Here is a 16,051-nt window from a genome sequence, read left to right as displayed (position 1 = left end):
ACCAACTGCTGTAAGGGTAGTTGGTTTATGGAAAATTATTTCTTAGGCAACTCAAGATGTTCTCTTAACTTATTTGATAAATCTTTACGAGTTTGATCTGTTACAAAGTAGTACCAAATACCATCCTCAGCTTTGTGACCATCACCAGGAATTTGAATTTCTTCACTGTTTTTCGTACAATCTTTATAATTCTTTTGAATATCAAACATTTGATCTTGCGTTAAGCTTGTCTTTATATTCTTTTGAATTGCTTGTAATACATCACCGTAGTTTGCAAGTGAAGAAACATTTGCTCCTTTTTTAATTACAGCTTGAATTACTTGACGTTGACGCATTTGACGTCCGAAATCGCCGCGGGGATCTTCATAGCGCATACGAGTATATAAAAGAGCCTTATCACCATTTAAATGTAAATCTCCCTTTGCATAATGAACCCCGTCAATTGTAAAGTCCATATCATTGTAAACATCTACACCACCAACAGCATCTACAATATCCTTGAATCCAGCCATATTCACTTCAATATAATGGTCAACAGGAACATCAAGAAAGTTTTCCACTGTTTTCACAGCCATATCAATTCCGCCAAATGCATACGCATGATTAATTTTATCTTTCTTACCTTTGCCAATGATTTCTGTATAAGAATCACGTGGAATACTTACAATTTTCATCGAATTTGTCTTTGGATTTAACGTAAATAACATTAAAGAATCGGAACGGCCAACTTCACCTTTTTGTTGGTCACTACCCATTAATAAAATCGAAATAGGCTTTTGATCTACAACATCTACTTTTTGTTCTCGCTTATCTGATTTATCACGGTCTAATGGTTTATGAACCGCATCTAATGTATTTGATACATTAGAATAAATATGATATGCATAAGCCCCTCCAGCAACTACGAGAAGACCTATAATGCCCAGAATCCAGAATAAAATTTTCTTTTTCATCTTTTATTCCTTCTTTCCTTTTAATTAATAGGGTATCAACAACATTTATCGTAAAATAAAGAATTTTACAGTTATTTTTCGAAATTATACGTAATAGAACTATCCAGTAACATTCCTTATTGTACGCCTAACAGATTTTATTATTCCACGAGAATTTCCTTTCTTGCTGAATCTTCAATGTTTATAGCTATTACATACAAATAATCCCATTTTTATCCACGTATATCGCAAGTTCAAAATAAAAGAAAATGAGGTAGAAAAAACCTTACATTATATAGTAGAATTATTTAGTATGCATTCAACCAATTTATTTATAGATAAATAGAACACAGTGGAGGCTCCTATGAAAAAAAGAAAGAAAATATGGAAGGTTATAGGTATCAGTTTTCTGGTAATACTCATCCTTGCTGTAGGCGGAGGCGTGTATGCCTACAAGCAACTGCAGCCTGAGAACCATTTCAAAAATGTTCCTGTGGTAAATGCCAACTCTAATAAAAAGACAGATTCAAGTCAGGACACAAAAGTACAAAACGGTGTCTTTAACATTTTATTAATCGGTTCAGATGAGCGAAAAGGACAAAACGTCGGTCACTCCGATTCCATGATGATTGTTCATGTAGATTTAAATAAAAAAGAATATCACGCGATGAGTATTCCTCGTGATACACGCGTACATCTTGATGGCTACGGCTATACAAAATTGACAAGCGTACAATACATCAAGCAAGCGACAGATGGGCAACAAAAGGGTATAGAAGCTGCAATACAAGCTATTACTGAATTAACTGGTGTAAATATTAACTACTACGTAGAAACAAACTATCAAGGATTGCAAGGAATGGTAGATGCAATTGGTGGCATTGAAATGAATGTACCGTTTGATGTAAAACTTACACATCCTTGGTACCCAGAAAATAAAAATAAAGTAATAAATGCCGGCACACATTCAGTGGATGGCAAAATGGTAACAGAAATTGTACATGAGCGCTATTCTCTTAAAAACGGGGAGTATGATCGTCAAAGATTACAGGAAGAAGCATTAGTAGGAATCGCAAAGAAAACACTGCAGCCTTCAAACGTAACGAAACTGCCAGCATTTGTTAAACAGATTCCAAACTTCTTAATCGCATCCAATATGACGACAGCAGATATGCTAAGTTTGGGAATGGCTGCAAAAGACTTTGATCCTACAAAACAATTAAAATATCATCAAATTAGCGGACAGTGGAAGTCCATGTATGATGATATTTTAAAGAATAATAACGATCAATTAATAATGGATAAGGAACAATTGAAGCAAGTTGTTTCACAGTATTTTATGAACTAAGCAATAAAAAAGAATACAAAAAAGGGCGTGGAGAAGGCTTTCTCCACAGCCTGAAAAAACAGTGCTATAAGAATAGCACTGTTTTTTCATATCCCTCTGTACTTACTTTATTGTATAACAAAATTCTTCAATCTCTTCCCATTGCATATAAACTCGAACAATATCTTCTTCAATCAGTTCACTGCCTGATTGTACTTCAATAAATTCTAAATCTGTTACTGCTTTAATGGCATGCTTTTCACCAGGTTTAATTTCTAATACATCACCTGGACGAACAACTTTAAATTTATCATTTAACACAAACACACCTTCACCTTTTACAACTGTCCATACTTCACTACGATTATTATGATATTGATAGCTTAAATTTTTCCCAGCTGTAATGCCAATGCGTTTTGTTAACACTTCATTTCCATTTTCATATTTTGTATAATCCAATACACGGTACCAGCCCCAACGGCGTTCTTCATACATTGGACGTTGATCCCAATCTCCCACTAACTCTTTCACTCGTGGACTTGCTTCCTTATCAGAAACTAAAATACCATCTGGACTTGCTGCTATAATAATATTGGAAAGCCCTAATACAGAGACAGGAATATCTAATTCATTAATAATATGATTGTTCTCACATTCTTCACTCATATTTCCTTTTCCAATCATACTTGTTCCCATTTCTTCAGTAAGTGTATTCCAGGTCCCAAGATCTTTCCAAGATCCATTATAAGGAAGAGCAATAATATCTTTTGTTTTCTCAACTACTTCATAATCAAAGCTTATTTTAGGCAAATCACTATATTGTTTTAATAATTGATCATATTGAACTGGAAATCCTTTTTGATCTAATAACGAAATAATTTTGTCTAATTTAAATGCAAAAACACCACAATTCCAAAGTGCTTCCAATTCAATAAGTTGAATCGCCTCTTCTTGTTTTGGCTTTTCTTTAAAATGACTCACTTGAATATAACTCGAATGACTTTCCTTTACATTAGGAACGATATAGCCATACTTTTCAGAAGGATATGTAGGAGTAACTCCCATTAAAGCCAAATCAGCTTCTGAAGATTGTAATGCTTTCTCTAAATCCAATAGTCTCTCGAAGAAATTATCCTCTACATATGGATCTACAGGCAACACCCCGATAATTTCATTTGTGTCCACATTTTGTTTTGAGTATAAGTAAGAAGCTGCTAAAGCAATAGCAGGAAACGTATCTCGACGTTCTGGTTCAATAATAATCGGTACATTTTGTCCTAATTGACTATTAATCATATCTACTTGAGATTTACTTGTTGCAATAACAGTATTTTTCTCCAATCTAAGTGCTGTTAATTGCCCCCAAACCCTCTGAACCATAGATTGTAGCTCATCATTATCTGCCTTAAGAACTTTTAAAAATTGTTTTGAACGTGAATCATTAGATAACGGCCATAAACGTTTCCCTGATCCACCTGATAATAATATTAATTTCATATAATACTTCTACCTCTTTTCATAAAAATTAAAAGAGTGAAGGATATGCTTCCTTCACTTAGAAAATCTTTCCTTATACCGTTCTTCTACCATATTTTTTAGCTCTTCTTTAAATCTCTCTGGAGAAAATCTAATAGAGTTTTCTCTACAATTAGAAGAACTAAACTGATCATAGTTTCGTTCAAATTCATCTACTGCTTTTACAATACTTTCTACAGTTTGTTCTTTAAAGAACAATCCCGTTGGTTTTTCATGACTTAAATCTAATACAGTTTCCATTGCTCCACCCTTACCATAAGCAATAACAGGTGTTCCGCATGCTTGAGCCTCTACTGGTGTAATACCAAAATCTTCTTCCGCAGCAAATACAAAACCTTTTGCACGTTGCATATAATCTTTTAATACCTCAAAAGATTGATATCCTAAAAGTTCAACATTCCCTTTTGCCTTAGACTTTACCTTTTCAAAATCAGGTCCATCACCAATTACAACTAATTTTTTATCTGGCATAGATGCAAAAGCTTCTACAATTAAATCAATTTTTTTATAAGGAACCATACGGGATGCAGTTACATAAAAATCTTCCTTTTGTTCATGTAGTGTAAATGCAGTAATATCAACAGGCGGATAAATAACTGTTGACTCTCTTCGGTATACTTTCCATATTCTGCGTCCAATAAATTTAGAGTTACCTACAAAATGATCAACACCATTGGCAGTACGGTAATCCCAATTTCTTATTTTATGAAGGATAGTCTTTGTAATGAATCCCTTAATTCCTTTTTCTAAATTTGCTTCTTTTAAATATTGATGTTGTAAATCCCATGCATAACGAATAGGTGAATGAACATAAGAGATATGCAACTGATCTGGTCCGGTTAAAACCCCTTTTGCTACAGCATGGGAACTAGAAAGAATAACATCATATTTAGATAAGTCTAACTGTTCAATTGCCAAAGGCATTAAAGGTAGATAGTTTCTATATTTCTTCTTCGAGAAAGGTAACTTTTGAATAAAAGTAGTTTTCACTTCTTTATTCTTTATAAATTCTCTATTATCTCCTAAGTGATCTACAACACTAAATAAATCTGCTTCTGGAAAAACTTCTAACATTTGCTCTACAACTTTTTCAGCTCCTGCATATGTCACAAACCAATCATGTACTATTGCTATTTTCATTTAGATACACCACTAATCTTAAAATATATTTGTTTTGTACACTTTACCATTTGTTGCACGCTATATTTATTAACAACCTTTTCCCTAGATCCATTTGACATGTTTATCCACTTTTCTTTCTCGTGCAGCTCAATAATTCCATCAACCGCTCCATTTACATCTTCTAAATCGTATAAATATCCTTCTTTACCGTGATCCACAATATCTCTATTACCAACTACATTAGATAAGACAGCTGGCAATCCTAATGACATAGCTTCCAACACAGCTAATGGCATCCCTTCCCATTTAGCAGATGACAAATAAATATTATGATTTTTCATTTCTTTTATTACATACTGAGTTGGACCGAAAAATAAAATGTTATTATTTATATTTTTTTTATTTACATACTCTTGCAGTTCCTTCATTTGAGAACCTTGTCCTATAAAAGTTAACGTTGCATTCTCAAAACCGGGCTTTTTAATTAACTCTTCCATTATTTCTATAGAATGCTTAGAATTTTTCTGATTATCAAATCTTGTAACAGATACAACCTTTAAAGTTTTATTTTCATTAATCACTCTATCTTCGGGAATTTCTACACCGTTCACAATAACATTCAGTTTATTACTTTGTACCAATTTTACTGTATTAACCTTATCTTGTTCCCCGTCTGATACACAAATAAACTCATTCGTAAAGCGAGATAGAATTCGTTCAATTAATATATAAACTTTATTGATTACATTTTTATAATCCAAGTGTATACCATGAAAAGTATGCACTATTTTTACTCTCTTAGGAGAAAGAACCTTTAATAAGCGACTGTAAATACCAGCGCCTTTACCGTGCGAATGAATAATATCGATATTATTGTCCTTTATAAATTTCAATATTTCTAAATGGGATTTTAAAACGAACTTTCTATGAGGAATTTTTATTAACTTCTCCTCACCTAATAATTGTTTATATTTATCCCAATATGGTTCTTCGTGTGGACAAGCGACATAGAATTCTATATCATTATCCATATTCTTCATTAAGCGATATACATGTTCAGGTCCCCCGCCATAATCTGCCCTAACTGTTATTAATAACACCTTTTTTTTCACAATCAATCACCTATTCTAAGACTTCTTTTAGCAGATTATCCACCCTACTAGTCCAGCTATGTTTTTTAGCAAAACTAATATATTTCTCTTTATCAGTATCTTGTACCGTTTCTCTGATTGCTTCCACAAATCCCTCTAGGTTTTCAGCTAATTTAGCTGGACTATTTATATACTCCAGCTCTTTCCACTTTGTACTAACAACTGGAATTCCACAAACCATATATTCATACAGCTTTAAAGGATTCACATAGTCCAATAAGTGTGCATAATCTTTAACATTAAACGGTATAATCCCTACATTAGCATGTTGAAGATAAGCTGGCAGTTGATCATAGCTTCTTCTACCTAAAATATGAACATTTTCACGATCATCAATATGTTCTTTCGCTAATTGATCAGGTCCAATAACTACAAACGCAATATCTGGCATCATTTTCGCCATTTCATTAAATAAATGAAAATCAAACCATTCTTCTATAGCACCTACATAAACAACAATTGGTTTATCAATTGATTTATATTCAATCGGTTGTTCCTGCTTTTGCAAGAAGTGATCTAGATTAACACCATTTGGAAAATATAATGTATCTTTAGGCCCTAAGCTATTTACATGCTCTTCTAATGTATGGGCCGTATATAAAACACGATCTACACTTTGAGATAACTTAGCTTCCGCATTCCCTAATGCGTTCGTATGATTAGAAAAACCAGAGTTTTTATCTGCCATTCTAAAAACCGATTTTTTACAATCAATAAAGTCTAACAAGTAATTTTGAAGACCATTATCGAAATAAAGTAAATCCACTTTTCTAAACCCTTTGGACTCTATTAATTTATTAATATTGGGGTAAGTAAGCTTATTCCAGTTATTATATATAAACTCACTGCTTAAGATTGGTTTATTATTAGGTGTTAATAATGCTCCCGGCACATACGACCAAACTTGTCCATCTCCATGCATCTCTCCACCCTTTTTATACACTTCATATCGATCATAAAACTCCTTAGTAGGTGAAAATATTCTATGAATCGGTGAGATAGGAGCTGAAACATACGCAATTTCCCATCCTTTTTTCACTAATTCTTTAGCGATGTGATGTGTCCCTACTTGAAACGGAGAATTCCAATAGTTACTAGTTGCAAACAATGCTTTCTTTTTCATTTAAACTTCTCCTTGGTAACTCTATATTATTAACTTTATCCTCTTTCGTTTGAATATTTAAACTAAGTAGAAGCCCACCAAAGAATATTAACCAATATCCTAATGAGAAATCAAAAGGTCTTTGGTATATGGACATAAAATAAAATAATGCAAAAAACATCGCTGCTTTATTTTTTTCTTTAAGGCATATATAGAGAAAGAATAGCGAGTGTAATATTAATAAAAAGTAACCATTAATAACAGTGAAGGTTTTCCATGATAAAGCTTCTGATTTGTAATTTAAAGCTTTATTAAAATATTCCTTCTCTCCCATCCCAAAAAGATGTTCTCTTATACCCCCAGCTTTAAAGTCTTTATATATATAATTAAACCCTTCATTTGTTCGATTATTTCCGGCTACACCACTCTCAGTAATTTCAAATCGAGAAAGTATTCTATTATATAAATAGGAATCTTTTGGTGTAAGAGAGAAAACAAGAATATATGCAATAATAAATAAAAAGGCATATTTTTTACTCTTCAATAAAAGATACAAGCCTATTAACACATAAAATGCCATGGATAAAGATAGAATTCCTGCTATAAGAATTATCTTTTCGTATAATCTGTTTAACTTAAGTCTTTTAGAGATTAAAATTAAAGCACTTACCGTTCCTACCACACCAGGTTCATTAAACATAGCACATATTCTATCAATACTTCCTCCATACGAAAAGAAATACTGTTCTGAGAAACCATAGTATACTGCATAATTCGCGCTCCATAAATATTGACGATAATATGATTTACTATTAGAAAAACTAATTAAATTATCCCAATGCAAGTCAATACCTATTAACAGTAAAAAAGCTACAATTATTGCAGGAATGTATGAAATGGCTACTATCTTAATAAAATATTCATATATCTTCACCTTTATTTCACGTGTCAGTAATACAAAAGGAACTAATACCGTACATAAAAATAAAAAACTATACAAAGTTTTATATATCTCTTCATATCTAAAACTGTATAGCAATAACAAAAACATCGTACCAAATGCCAATTTTATATTTTGTTTCGAAATAACATTATATTTAGTAATAATTAAAAGAAAATAGAAACCATAAACAAGTCCTACTATGTCTTTTAATTTATTTCCCCATACAAAAAAAGGCTCCAACGTTAAAAAAGCCAAAAAAGATGCTAAGATTATAAAAATCCTTACGACCAATTTGTTTGTAATATTATTATGGCCTTGCAAATTAATCACCCTAACCATGATTGAAATATTTTAATTTATACTTTTTTAAACTCAGACTTTTCCCTATTTTCATTGCGTTTCTTTCAATAAAATACTGAGCTAAGGATGCTACAAGTAATGAGCCAATTATAGAAATAAACAGGATAACATAAATATTAAGGTAGTTATACATTAAGTGTACTAATATTAACATCACTAATGCGTGATAAAGATATAAACTATACGATATTTTTCCTAAAAAGAGTAAAGGGCGATATTTCATTATGCTTGAAAAAGGATCTGTTAGAAGTGCGCAAATTAATGAAACCACTCCAAAAACGATCATCCAATCACCAATTATTTCTACATGTAATGGTACTTTTTTAGGGAAAAACCACCATCTATATGTATAAATCAATATTCCTATTAGTAATAAATAGAATCTAAACTTTATTATAAATTTATTTTGTAAAATCTTATTTAAATTTATTGCTAATATTGAACCGATAATAAACATCGATGTATAATGTAATGTCATAAAATAATCCACATCAATGTTTAGTCTTGAATTTAATAGTTTTGTTAATACTATGCCAATCAGTGAACAAACTATTGCTATACAAATACTCTTTTTCCACTTATATTTTTTCACTACATACACAATCAAAGGAAAAACTAATGAAATTCTCATCTCATGTATCAATGACCAAAGTACTGGATCATAGGCAACATTATTAAAACTACCTATAAAAAATAGATGTTCAAAAAATAATTTATACTCAAATCCATGGTTCCAGAGACCGTTAAACCATTCACTTAATCCTTGTTTTGGTCCAGAATAAAATAAAGTTCTAGCAATTATAGCTACTAGTACAGCAACTATATAAGGGATGTATATTCTAAAAATTCTCTTTAATACATACTCTCCATAGTTTGTTTTCTCATTATTAATAAATGGAATTGTTAATACAAGACCACTTAATATAAAAAATAAAATAACAGCTTCATGACCAGCCCAAAGAATGTGTAGAGGTGAATATTTAAGTAGATTAACTCCTATATTATTTCCTTCAGCAGATAAAAAAACAGGGAAAATCAAAAAGTAATGGCTCAACATAACTGTAACCGCTGCCAGCCCTCTTAAGGAATCTAATTCATCTATTCTTCTCATATTACCTCCGTTATTTTAACTTAATTATTCTACCATAACCATTTGAATAATAATTAAAATGAGCAATTCTTTGGTTAGATCCATAATCAGAGATAACTATTCTATCACTCATAATATCTATTACCCTATATACTTTCGTACCAAAACCATTGTGGCATCCCATAAATCTTATTGAACTTAACTCCAAACACTCACTTTTTGTGCTCTCTTTTAACATAAACAACCCAGGTAATCCTTGATAATATTCATTTTGCTCTTTGTTATTAATTTGAATAGTAAAGTGAGCATTCGTAGATCTAAATACATTTCGTTTCTCTGGAATTGCTGTATATAGATATGTTCCAGGATCTTTTATAATTTCTTTCCCATCAATTACTAATTCAAGACTAAGTTGATCATTATGATCATGACTACCCTTCCCGTTACTTCCAAGAGGTCCACATTTAATAGCTAAATACAGATTTTTTGAAGAGTAAATGTATACTCCAAAATTAGGGTAAGAAACTACTTTTAAATTTTCTACTAAATTTGAATTTGATGGATATACATATTCAACAAATTGTGATTGCTTTCTTAATGACTGTATTCTTTCCTCATCTTCTTTATTTAATGACTTTATCAATACATTATTAATCATTACTTGTTGATTATTTTTATCCTTTTTATTAAAATTCCCTTTTATTAGACCTTTAATAATCTTATTCTCTATAGAAGGAACCTCTACATACCGATCAAAATCGTCTCTCTCAAAAAAAGCATTAATTCCGGCTACTAAATAACGGTGATCTAAGAAATTTTCATCCCAATAATTTTCATCGTCACGCGCACTATAATTTTGTAAATTTAAATATACTTCTTTTGCTTTTTTTACAGACAATAACTGATATATCGGTTGTACTTTAAAGAATCTCCCACTATCATTATCACCAAATTGTATAATTTCCTTATTTGGTTTCGTTATAGCCACAGTAAATTCTGCGATTTTTTCTAATCTATCTATATACCAATCAGGGAAAATTTTTCTATCTGTTATTTTCCAAAAACAACTTGCATTAAGATTAAAACCCTTTTTCTTACAAATTATATTATGCTGCTCCACATTATAATTCTTTAGTATATTCTTTTTATGTTCTGGTAATGCATATCCTAAGGCGGTAACATATAGTGCTAATTCTCCTGATAGTCGATGATATGCAGTGGAATGTTCAAAATTTGCACCTTCATCATAGAATTGTGCATGCATTTCTTGAATACTTTCTTGGAATGCAAAACATAACCACTCCTTCGTTTCCTCTGTAATAGGAAGATATGCGGCAATAAAAAATAGACCTACAATATTAGAATAGTAGTGGTTATTACGCACTTCACCATTACGTTCTAAGTGATTATAAATAAATTTCCCATGATCATATATAGAAAGACTAAATACTTTTTCGAACTCTTCGGTAAACGTTACCCCTTGCGCTCTGAATAAATCATATACTAACAACCAATTAGCGGCTCTAATTGCAACATCCATTGCACAAACCCAGTTCACTCCAAACTTGGGTGGATTCATGGATATAAAATCTAACACTTCATCTTGAAACTCAGCCACATATATTTCTGGCTCTTTGAAATCTTCTTTTCCTTGATTAGCTAACATATATGCCCATACATATTGAACTAAATGTTGCATACGTGATAATTCCCACGGAACTTTAATGTCTGCACCTAAGTCCTGACCGTAACGAATTTGAGAATAGTGTAACTTTGAATCCCAGCAGTAACCCGATTTGAAGTCTAAACGCCAGTCAATTGGACTATAGTTGCTAGTTATCATATTTCTTATCTTTTTACTATATAGCTTATTTTTCTTATTAATAAGACATGAAATATCCTCGCTGACATCTACTATAGGTGCTTTATATTTGAATTCTTCTATACCATTACAAATCATATTATATTTTATATTTATCCAACCAGATCCTAATAAATCAAAAGAATGGTTCAAATACAATGTTGATAACTCTTTAGTTTGTAAAATTTCCATTTTGGAAAAATCATGTACTATAGAATCTGATAATATACGCTCTATCTCGTATGTATTTAATGTTTGCGAGTATGTAGAAGCTCCACTATCTTTTAAAGCCTCCGTTCTTTTTAATACTTTTTGCTTTATTTTTCTGGTAATTTTACCTACTATTTCTTTAGGAGTTAATTCCTTAACTTTTTTCACATAATAAGACATAAAAAGACTCTTCTCCTATTTGGATAATATATTTCTGTAACAATTCAAAGAAAGATTTTTGTGCCATTATTGTTTTTTTAATTTATTAAACACACGAAATACGATTGCATATTGTAAACATAACATTATAAAACCGTTAAATATTTGCGCCCATGCAATTCCTATAACACCAAAATTTTGCGAAATCACATAATTAACTATTAAAGCAATAGGTGCCGAAACAGCAGTTACATAAAAATTTTCTTTCATTCTACCTAATGCCAGTAGCGTGACACCCATAATCGCATACGATGAATACAATACATATTTAATCATTAATATACCAGTGTATGTGATTGTGCTTTTATATGTATCCCCATAAAAGAGAGGAACAAATACTAGGGAAACTATATATACTGCTAATCCTGCAAATATACTTAAAAATATTGCCTTTTTCTGAATATTAAAGGCCATTTTCTTTAAATCTTTATAGTTATTACTTTTTTCTGTTAAGTAAGGTGTGTATATACTTTGCAGCGTGGCTGTAATTTGAGTAGCACCTAACAGGAATATCGTAGCAATTGAATAGTATCCCATTTCAACACGATCAGTTACAAAGTTATCCATAATAATAATATCCGCATAGTTCCCTATGTTGTTTACAAAATTAGCCATAAAACTAAAAAAAGCAATTCCCCAAAATTGCTTAGGTATATCTATGCTCATGTCATTTAGTCTCTTAGCAGGTTTTACTTCTTTAAATAGAGGATATAACCCAATAGCTAACCCTAAAACAGTGGCAATAATAAAACCTTTTACACCAAATAACCAAGTACCAACGATTATGAGTAATGCACTCTGTACTTTTATAATCGCTTGCATACTTGCCATCTTATTAACCCTTTTTAAAGCTAGTAAATAATTCATTAATATATTTGTTAAAGCTAATATAGGTACGCATAAAGTATATATGCTCCAATGAATCGAATATTGTTTAGAAATAAAAATTAAGAATACATTAAATAGCAAAATAGATAGCGTAGAAAACAACAAGCTATTTCGCACGGAATAAGCAAGAATTTTATCTTTCTGGCTATCGTCTCGCTTTTCTGCACCAAATTTTAATATAGCTGTATCTAGACCAAAAGTTCCAAGTATGACCGCTAGTGTTAAATACGTTTGTAAACTTCTGATTTGTGCCATACTTTCGGGAGTGATAAATTTAGCAACTAATATAATACTTCCAAATCCTAAGAACTGAACCAAGAATTTAGTAAGTAATAAACTAAAAAAACCCTTCTTTCCTAGTTGAACCAAACTATTACGGACTTTATTGCCAAGGGCTATTAAACGATCATTCATTTTATACTTTCTCCTTCAATGCCTCATTCATCTTACTTATACAATCATCTACTTTAGCTGCAAAATCATCTAAATCTCTATTTTTAAACAATACAGTCCCTTTTGGTCTCTTACATACATCACTTGCAACTGCTGGACAGCCTAAGTATATAGCCTCTTCTATGCTAATCCCATATCCATCACTATATGTTGGACGTATCATTAAGTCTGCATGTTTAAAAAGTGGCCATAATTCTTTTTGTCCAGTAATAAAGTGAATATTATTTTCAAGCCCACTTAACTTTATTGTTTCTTTCATTTCATTAAAGTAATTCTCATCACCGATTTTTGCAATTGCAAAAACCAATCCAATATCTTCATATTTTTCTTTCAACTTAGCAACCATCTTAATACTTATATCTAAACCATATAAGTCAAATCCATCATGAAATGTAATTATAGAAGCATTCCCCACCATAAGAGGCCTTGCTTTTGTTATAAACTCTTTCGTTTCATATGAATAAGTATTCATAATTCTTTCTTCATCTTCCATTGGAGGAGGTACGAAAGGAGATTGTATAGTTATCTTCTTTGGTAATGGCAAATTGTTTTTCACATAGCCATCCTTCAAATGCTCCCCTACCATAATACATTCATCTATTTTTTTTACGAATAGGCTAGCAATCCATCTTTGAATCTTCCCAAGATTATCTAATCTTCTTATTGAATGATGATGTAAAATAATTTGAGCTTTAAAAGGCCTAAATATCAACATTAGCATTAAAGGGAATTTAAAACCGTCTAAATGAAATGTATGATGCGAAGGCGATAAAAAGCTTGTAATAAATAAAAATTTTAATTTCTCATAAAGAGACAATCTCGAAAAATCTATTACTTCAACCTGAATCCCCATTGATTCTAACCTTTTTTTAGAACGGTAAATATAGACACTTACTCCCCCTAAAGGAGGGGGATAAGGCCCTATCAAAAAATATTTCTTTTGATTCATCTCCAAATTCCTCTTGTATCAATAACAACTTTTTCATTTAATGTTAAACGATCAATATCCTTAAATGAGTCATGGTCTACCAGTAATACAATAATATCCGCTTTAGATATAGTAGATGCTATAGAATCTAGTTCAATGCCTAACTCGCTTAGTTTATCAGGTAATTTTTGGATGTTCGGTTCAGAAACTATAATTTCCCCCAATTGTTGCTTAGCTAAATACTCTACTATTTCAACTGCCGGACTCTCACGCAAATCATCAATATTAGCCTTAAATGCTAAACCTAAACAAGCAATAACAGGATTTTTAAATTTATCTGCTTTTTCACGTATTTTATCTACTACGTAACCTGGTTTATAATCATTCACTATTCTCGCTGTATGAATAAGTTTTGCTTGCTCTGGTGCCGCATCTACAATAAACCAAGGATCAACTGCGATACAATGCCCCCCTACTCCTGGTCCTGGTTGTAGAATATTTACACGTGGATGTCGATTTGCTAAATTAATTAGTTCCCAAACATTAATATTTAGCTCATCACAAATCATAGATAACTCATTAGCAAATGCGATATTTACATCTCTGAATGAGTTTTCCGTTAGTTTTGCCATTTCCGCTGTTCTAGCATTTGTTTCAAGTATTTTACCTTTTACAAATTTCTTATAAAAATTTACCGTTTTCTTTGTAGACTCAGAATTAATACCACCGATAATACGATCGTTTTCTACTAACTCCCTTAAAATATGTCCTGGAAGTACTCTTTCAGGACAGTGTGATACGTAGAAAACACCTTTATTTGAATTTAATTCTTCAGTTATAGTTAAGTCTTCACGTTCTTCTAAAATCCATTTTGTAACTTTTTCTGTCGTTCCCACTGGACTTGTAGACTCTAAAATTACTAGGTCCCCTTGTTTTACATATGGTGCTATTGTTTTTGTCGCTTGCTCGACATATGTTAAATCTGGTTTATGATTATCTTTAAAAGGTGTCGGAACAGCTAGTATAAATACATCAGCTACTTCTGGTTCTATTCCAGCCTTTAGATTCCCACTTTGTACAGCGGCTTTTACCATAATGTCCAAATCTGGTTCATAAATATGTACTTTTCCGCTATTAATCATTTCTACAGCATCTGTATTAACATCTATTCCATATACTTGAAACCCTTTGGTCGCTAATAAACTAGCTGTTGGTAATCCAATGTAACCCAATCCTACTACACAAACTTTTTCGTTCATATCTGACATCCTTTCTGTGTTAAACCAATAAAACTACTTAATAAGCCCCTTTTCTTAATACCACATTTACTACTGTTAAAAATAGAATCTTTATATCAAAAAATAGAGAAGCATTATATACATAATGTAATTCTAAGTCTACCCGTTCTGGATATCCTACATTACTCCTACCACTTACTTGCCAATAACCCGTTAACCCAGGACTTACAGATAAGAAATCTGATGTCTTAGATCCGTATTCTTTAAGTTCTTCTTGCACTACTGGTCTTGGGCCAACTAAACTCATTTCCCCCTTAAGCACATTAATGAATTGTGGTAATTCATCGAGACTTGTTTTTCTTAAGAAGCGACCGAGATTGGTAATACGTGGATCTTCTTCTGGCTCAAGCTTATAATTGTTGTCTATATATTTTTTATATAATACTTCATTCTGTTTTAATTTTTGTTCAGCATTTACAACCATCGAACGAAATTTATAAATATGAAATACCTTCCCGTTTTTTCCTATGCGAACTTGTTTAAAGAATACTGGTCCTTTATTATCTCCTCGCATGTATAAGATTGGAATAAGAATAAATACAGGGGAAAAAATAAGCAAACCTATAACTCCACCGACAATATCTATTATTCTTTTTAAGAATAAATACACAATACTAGGTTTGTTTACTCC

Annotated in this window: 13 protein-coding genes; 1 reads left to right on the top strand and 12 read right to left on the bottom strand. The window is 31.6% G+C overall.

Annotation, left to right across the window (positions count from 1 at the left end; all coding sequences use genetic code 11):
- Positions 1 to 35: 35 nt before the first annotated feature.
- Positions 36 to 953 (bottom strand): polyisoprenyl-teichoic acid--peptidoglycan teichoic acid transferase TagU, encoded by a 918-nt coding sequence (tagU, locus tag WAZ07_RS07410; protein ID WP_336471931.1) that lies wholly within the window; start codon positions 951 to 953, stop codon positions 36 to 38.
- Positions 954 to 1,296: 343 nt separating this feature from the next.
- On the opposite strand from tagU, the gene WAZ07_RS07405 reads away from it, so the two are divergent.
- The gene (locus WAZ07_RS07405; protein ID WP_336471930.1) at positions 1,297 to 2,280 is read left to right on the top strand and encodes an LCP family protein; all 984 of its coding nucleotides are present in this window, start codon (positions 1,297 to 1,299) and stop codon (positions 2,278 to 2,280) included.
- 102 nt (positions 2,281 to 2,382) lie between these two features.
- Here the strand turns inward: WAZ07_RS07405 and WAZ07_RS07400 are convergent, their stop codons facing one another.
- The 11 genes from WAZ07_RS07400 to WAZ07_RS07350 form a co-directional block, all read right to left on the bottom strand.
- Positions 2,383 to 3,756 carry a sugar phosphate nucleotidyltransferase gene (locus WAZ07_RS07400; protein ID WP_336471929.1) on the bottom strand — a complete coding sequence of 458 codons (1,374 nt, stop codon included), beginning with the start codon at positions 3,754 to 3,756 and terminating at the stop codon, positions 2,383 to 2,385.
- A gap of 54 nt (positions 3,757 to 3,810) precedes the next feature.
- Positions 3,811 to 4,935, bottom strand: a complete 1,125-nt coding sequence (locus WAZ07_RS07395) for a glycosyltransferase family 4 protein (protein WP_336471928.1) — start codon at positions 4,933 to 4,935, stop codon at positions 3,811 to 3,813.
- Entirely contained in the window at positions 4,932 to 6,029 is a 1,098-nt protein-coding gene (locus tag WAZ07_RS07390; RefSeq protein ID WP_336471927.1) for a glycosyltransferase, read from the bottom strand. Before WAZ07_RS07390 ends, WAZ07_RS07395 begins: the two co-directional genes overlap by 4 nt.
- A gap of 10 nt (positions 6,030 to 6,039) precedes the next feature.
- The gene (locus WAZ07_RS07385; RefSeq protein WP_336471926.1) at positions 6,040 to 7,191 is read right to left on the bottom strand and encodes a GumK N-terminal domain-containing glycosyltransferase; all 1,152 of its coding nucleotides are present in this window, start codon (positions 7,189 to 7,191) and stop codon (positions 6,040 to 6,042) included.
- A complete protein-coding gene (locus WAZ07_RS07380; RefSeq protein ID WP_336471925.1) occupies positions 7,163 to 8,434 on the bottom strand; it encodes a polymerase in 1,272 nt (423 codons plus the stop codon). Before WAZ07_RS07380 ends, WAZ07_RS07385 begins: the two co-directional genes overlap by 29 nt.
- 10 nt (positions 8,435 to 8,444) lie before the next feature.
- The gene (locus tag WAZ07_RS07375) at positions 8,445 to 9,584 is read right to left on the bottom strand and encodes an acyltransferase family protein (RefSeq protein WP_336471924.1); all 1,140 of its coding nucleotides are present in this window, start codon (positions 9,582 to 9,584) and stop codon (positions 8,445 to 8,447) included.
- Positions 9,585 to 9,594: 10 nt separating this feature from the next.
- Positions 9,595 to 11,814 (bottom strand): alginate lyase family protein, encoded by a 2,220-nt coding sequence (locus WAZ07_RS07370; protein WP_336471923.1) that lies wholly within the window; start codon positions 11,812 to 11,814, stop codon positions 9,595 to 9,597.
- 66 nt (positions 11,815 to 11,880) lie between these two features.
- Positions 11,881 to 13,155, bottom strand: coding sequence for a lipopolysaccharide biosynthesis protein (locus WAZ07_RS07365; protein ID WP_336471922.1), 1,275 nt, complete (start codon positions 13,153 to 13,155; stop codon positions 11,881 to 11,883).
- Position 13,156: 1 nt separating this feature from the next.
- Positions 13,157 to 14,143, bottom strand: coding sequence for a glycosyltransferase family 4 protein (locus tag WAZ07_RS07360; protein ID WP_336471921.1), 987 nt, complete (start codon positions 14,141 to 14,143; stop codon positions 13,157 to 13,159).
- Complete coding sequence (gene wecC, locus WAZ07_RS07355; protein ID WP_336471920.1) at positions 14,140 to 15,381, bottom strand: UDP-N-acetyl-D-mannosamine dehydrogenase; 1,242 nt, start codon at positions 15,379 to 15,381, stop codon at positions 14,140 to 14,142. Before wecC ends, WAZ07_RS07360 begins: the two co-directional genes overlap by 4 nt.
- A 37-nt stretch (positions 15,382 to 15,418) precedes the next feature.
- Complete coding sequence (locus WAZ07_RS07350) at positions 15,419 to 16,033, bottom strand: sugar transferase (protein ID WP_396548063.1); 615 nt, start codon at positions 16,031 to 16,033, stop codon at positions 15,419 to 15,421.
- Between the last annotated feature and the right edge of the window lie 18 nt (positions 16,034 to 16,051).

This window comes from Bacillus bruguierae (assembly GCF_037104725.1).
Classification (GTDB): domain Bacteria; phylum Bacillota; class Bacilli; order Bacillales; family Bacillaceae_G; genus Bacillus_A; species Bacillus_A bruguierae.
The sequence above is the reverse complement of the archived record's forward strand: the minus strand, read 5'-3'. Positions and strand labels throughout refer to the sequence as shown.

Excerpts from the sequence above, each read along its gene's own strand:
- WAZ07_RS07385 (WP_336471926.1), bottom strand. The coding sequence starts at position 7,191 with ATGAAAAAGAAAGCATTGTTTGCAACTAGTAACTATTGGAATTCTCCG.
- WAZ07_RS07405 (WP_336471930.1), top strand. The coding sequence starts at position 1,297 with ATGAAAAAAAGAAAGAAAATATGGAAGGTTATAGGTATCAGTTTTCTG.
- wecC (WP_336471920.1), bottom strand. The coding sequence starts at position 15,381 with ATGAACGAAAAAGTTTGTGTAGTAGGATTGGGTTACATTGGATTACCA.
- tagU (WP_336471931.1), bottom strand. The coding sequence starts at position 953 with ATGAAAAAGAAAATTTTATTCTGGATTCTGGGCATTATAGGTCTTCTC.
- WAZ07_RS07365 (WP_336471922.1), bottom strand. The coding sequence starts at position 13,155 with ATGAATGATCGTTTAATAGCCCTTGGCAATAAAGTCCGTAATAGTTTG.
- WAZ07_RS07375 (WP_336471924.1), bottom strand. The coding sequence starts at position 9,584 with ATGAGAAGAATAGATGAATTAGATTCCTTAAGAGGGCTGGCAGCGGTT.
- WAZ07_RS07360 (WP_336471921.1), bottom strand. The coding sequence starts at position 14,143 with ATGAATCAAAAGAAATATTTTTTGATAGGGCCTTATCCCCCTCCTTTA.
- WAZ07_RS07370 (WP_336471923.1), bottom strand. The coding sequence starts at position 11,814 with ATGTCTTATTATGTGAAAAAAGTTAAGGAATTAACTCCTAAAGAAATA.
- WAZ07_RS07400 (WP_336471929.1), bottom strand. The coding sequence starts at position 3,756 with ATGAAATTAATATTATTATCAGGTGGATCAGGGAAACGTTTATGGCCG.
- WAZ07_RS07395 (WP_336471928.1), bottom strand. The coding sequence starts at position 4,935 with ATGAAAATAGCAATAGTACATGATTGGTTTGTGACATATGCAGGAGCT.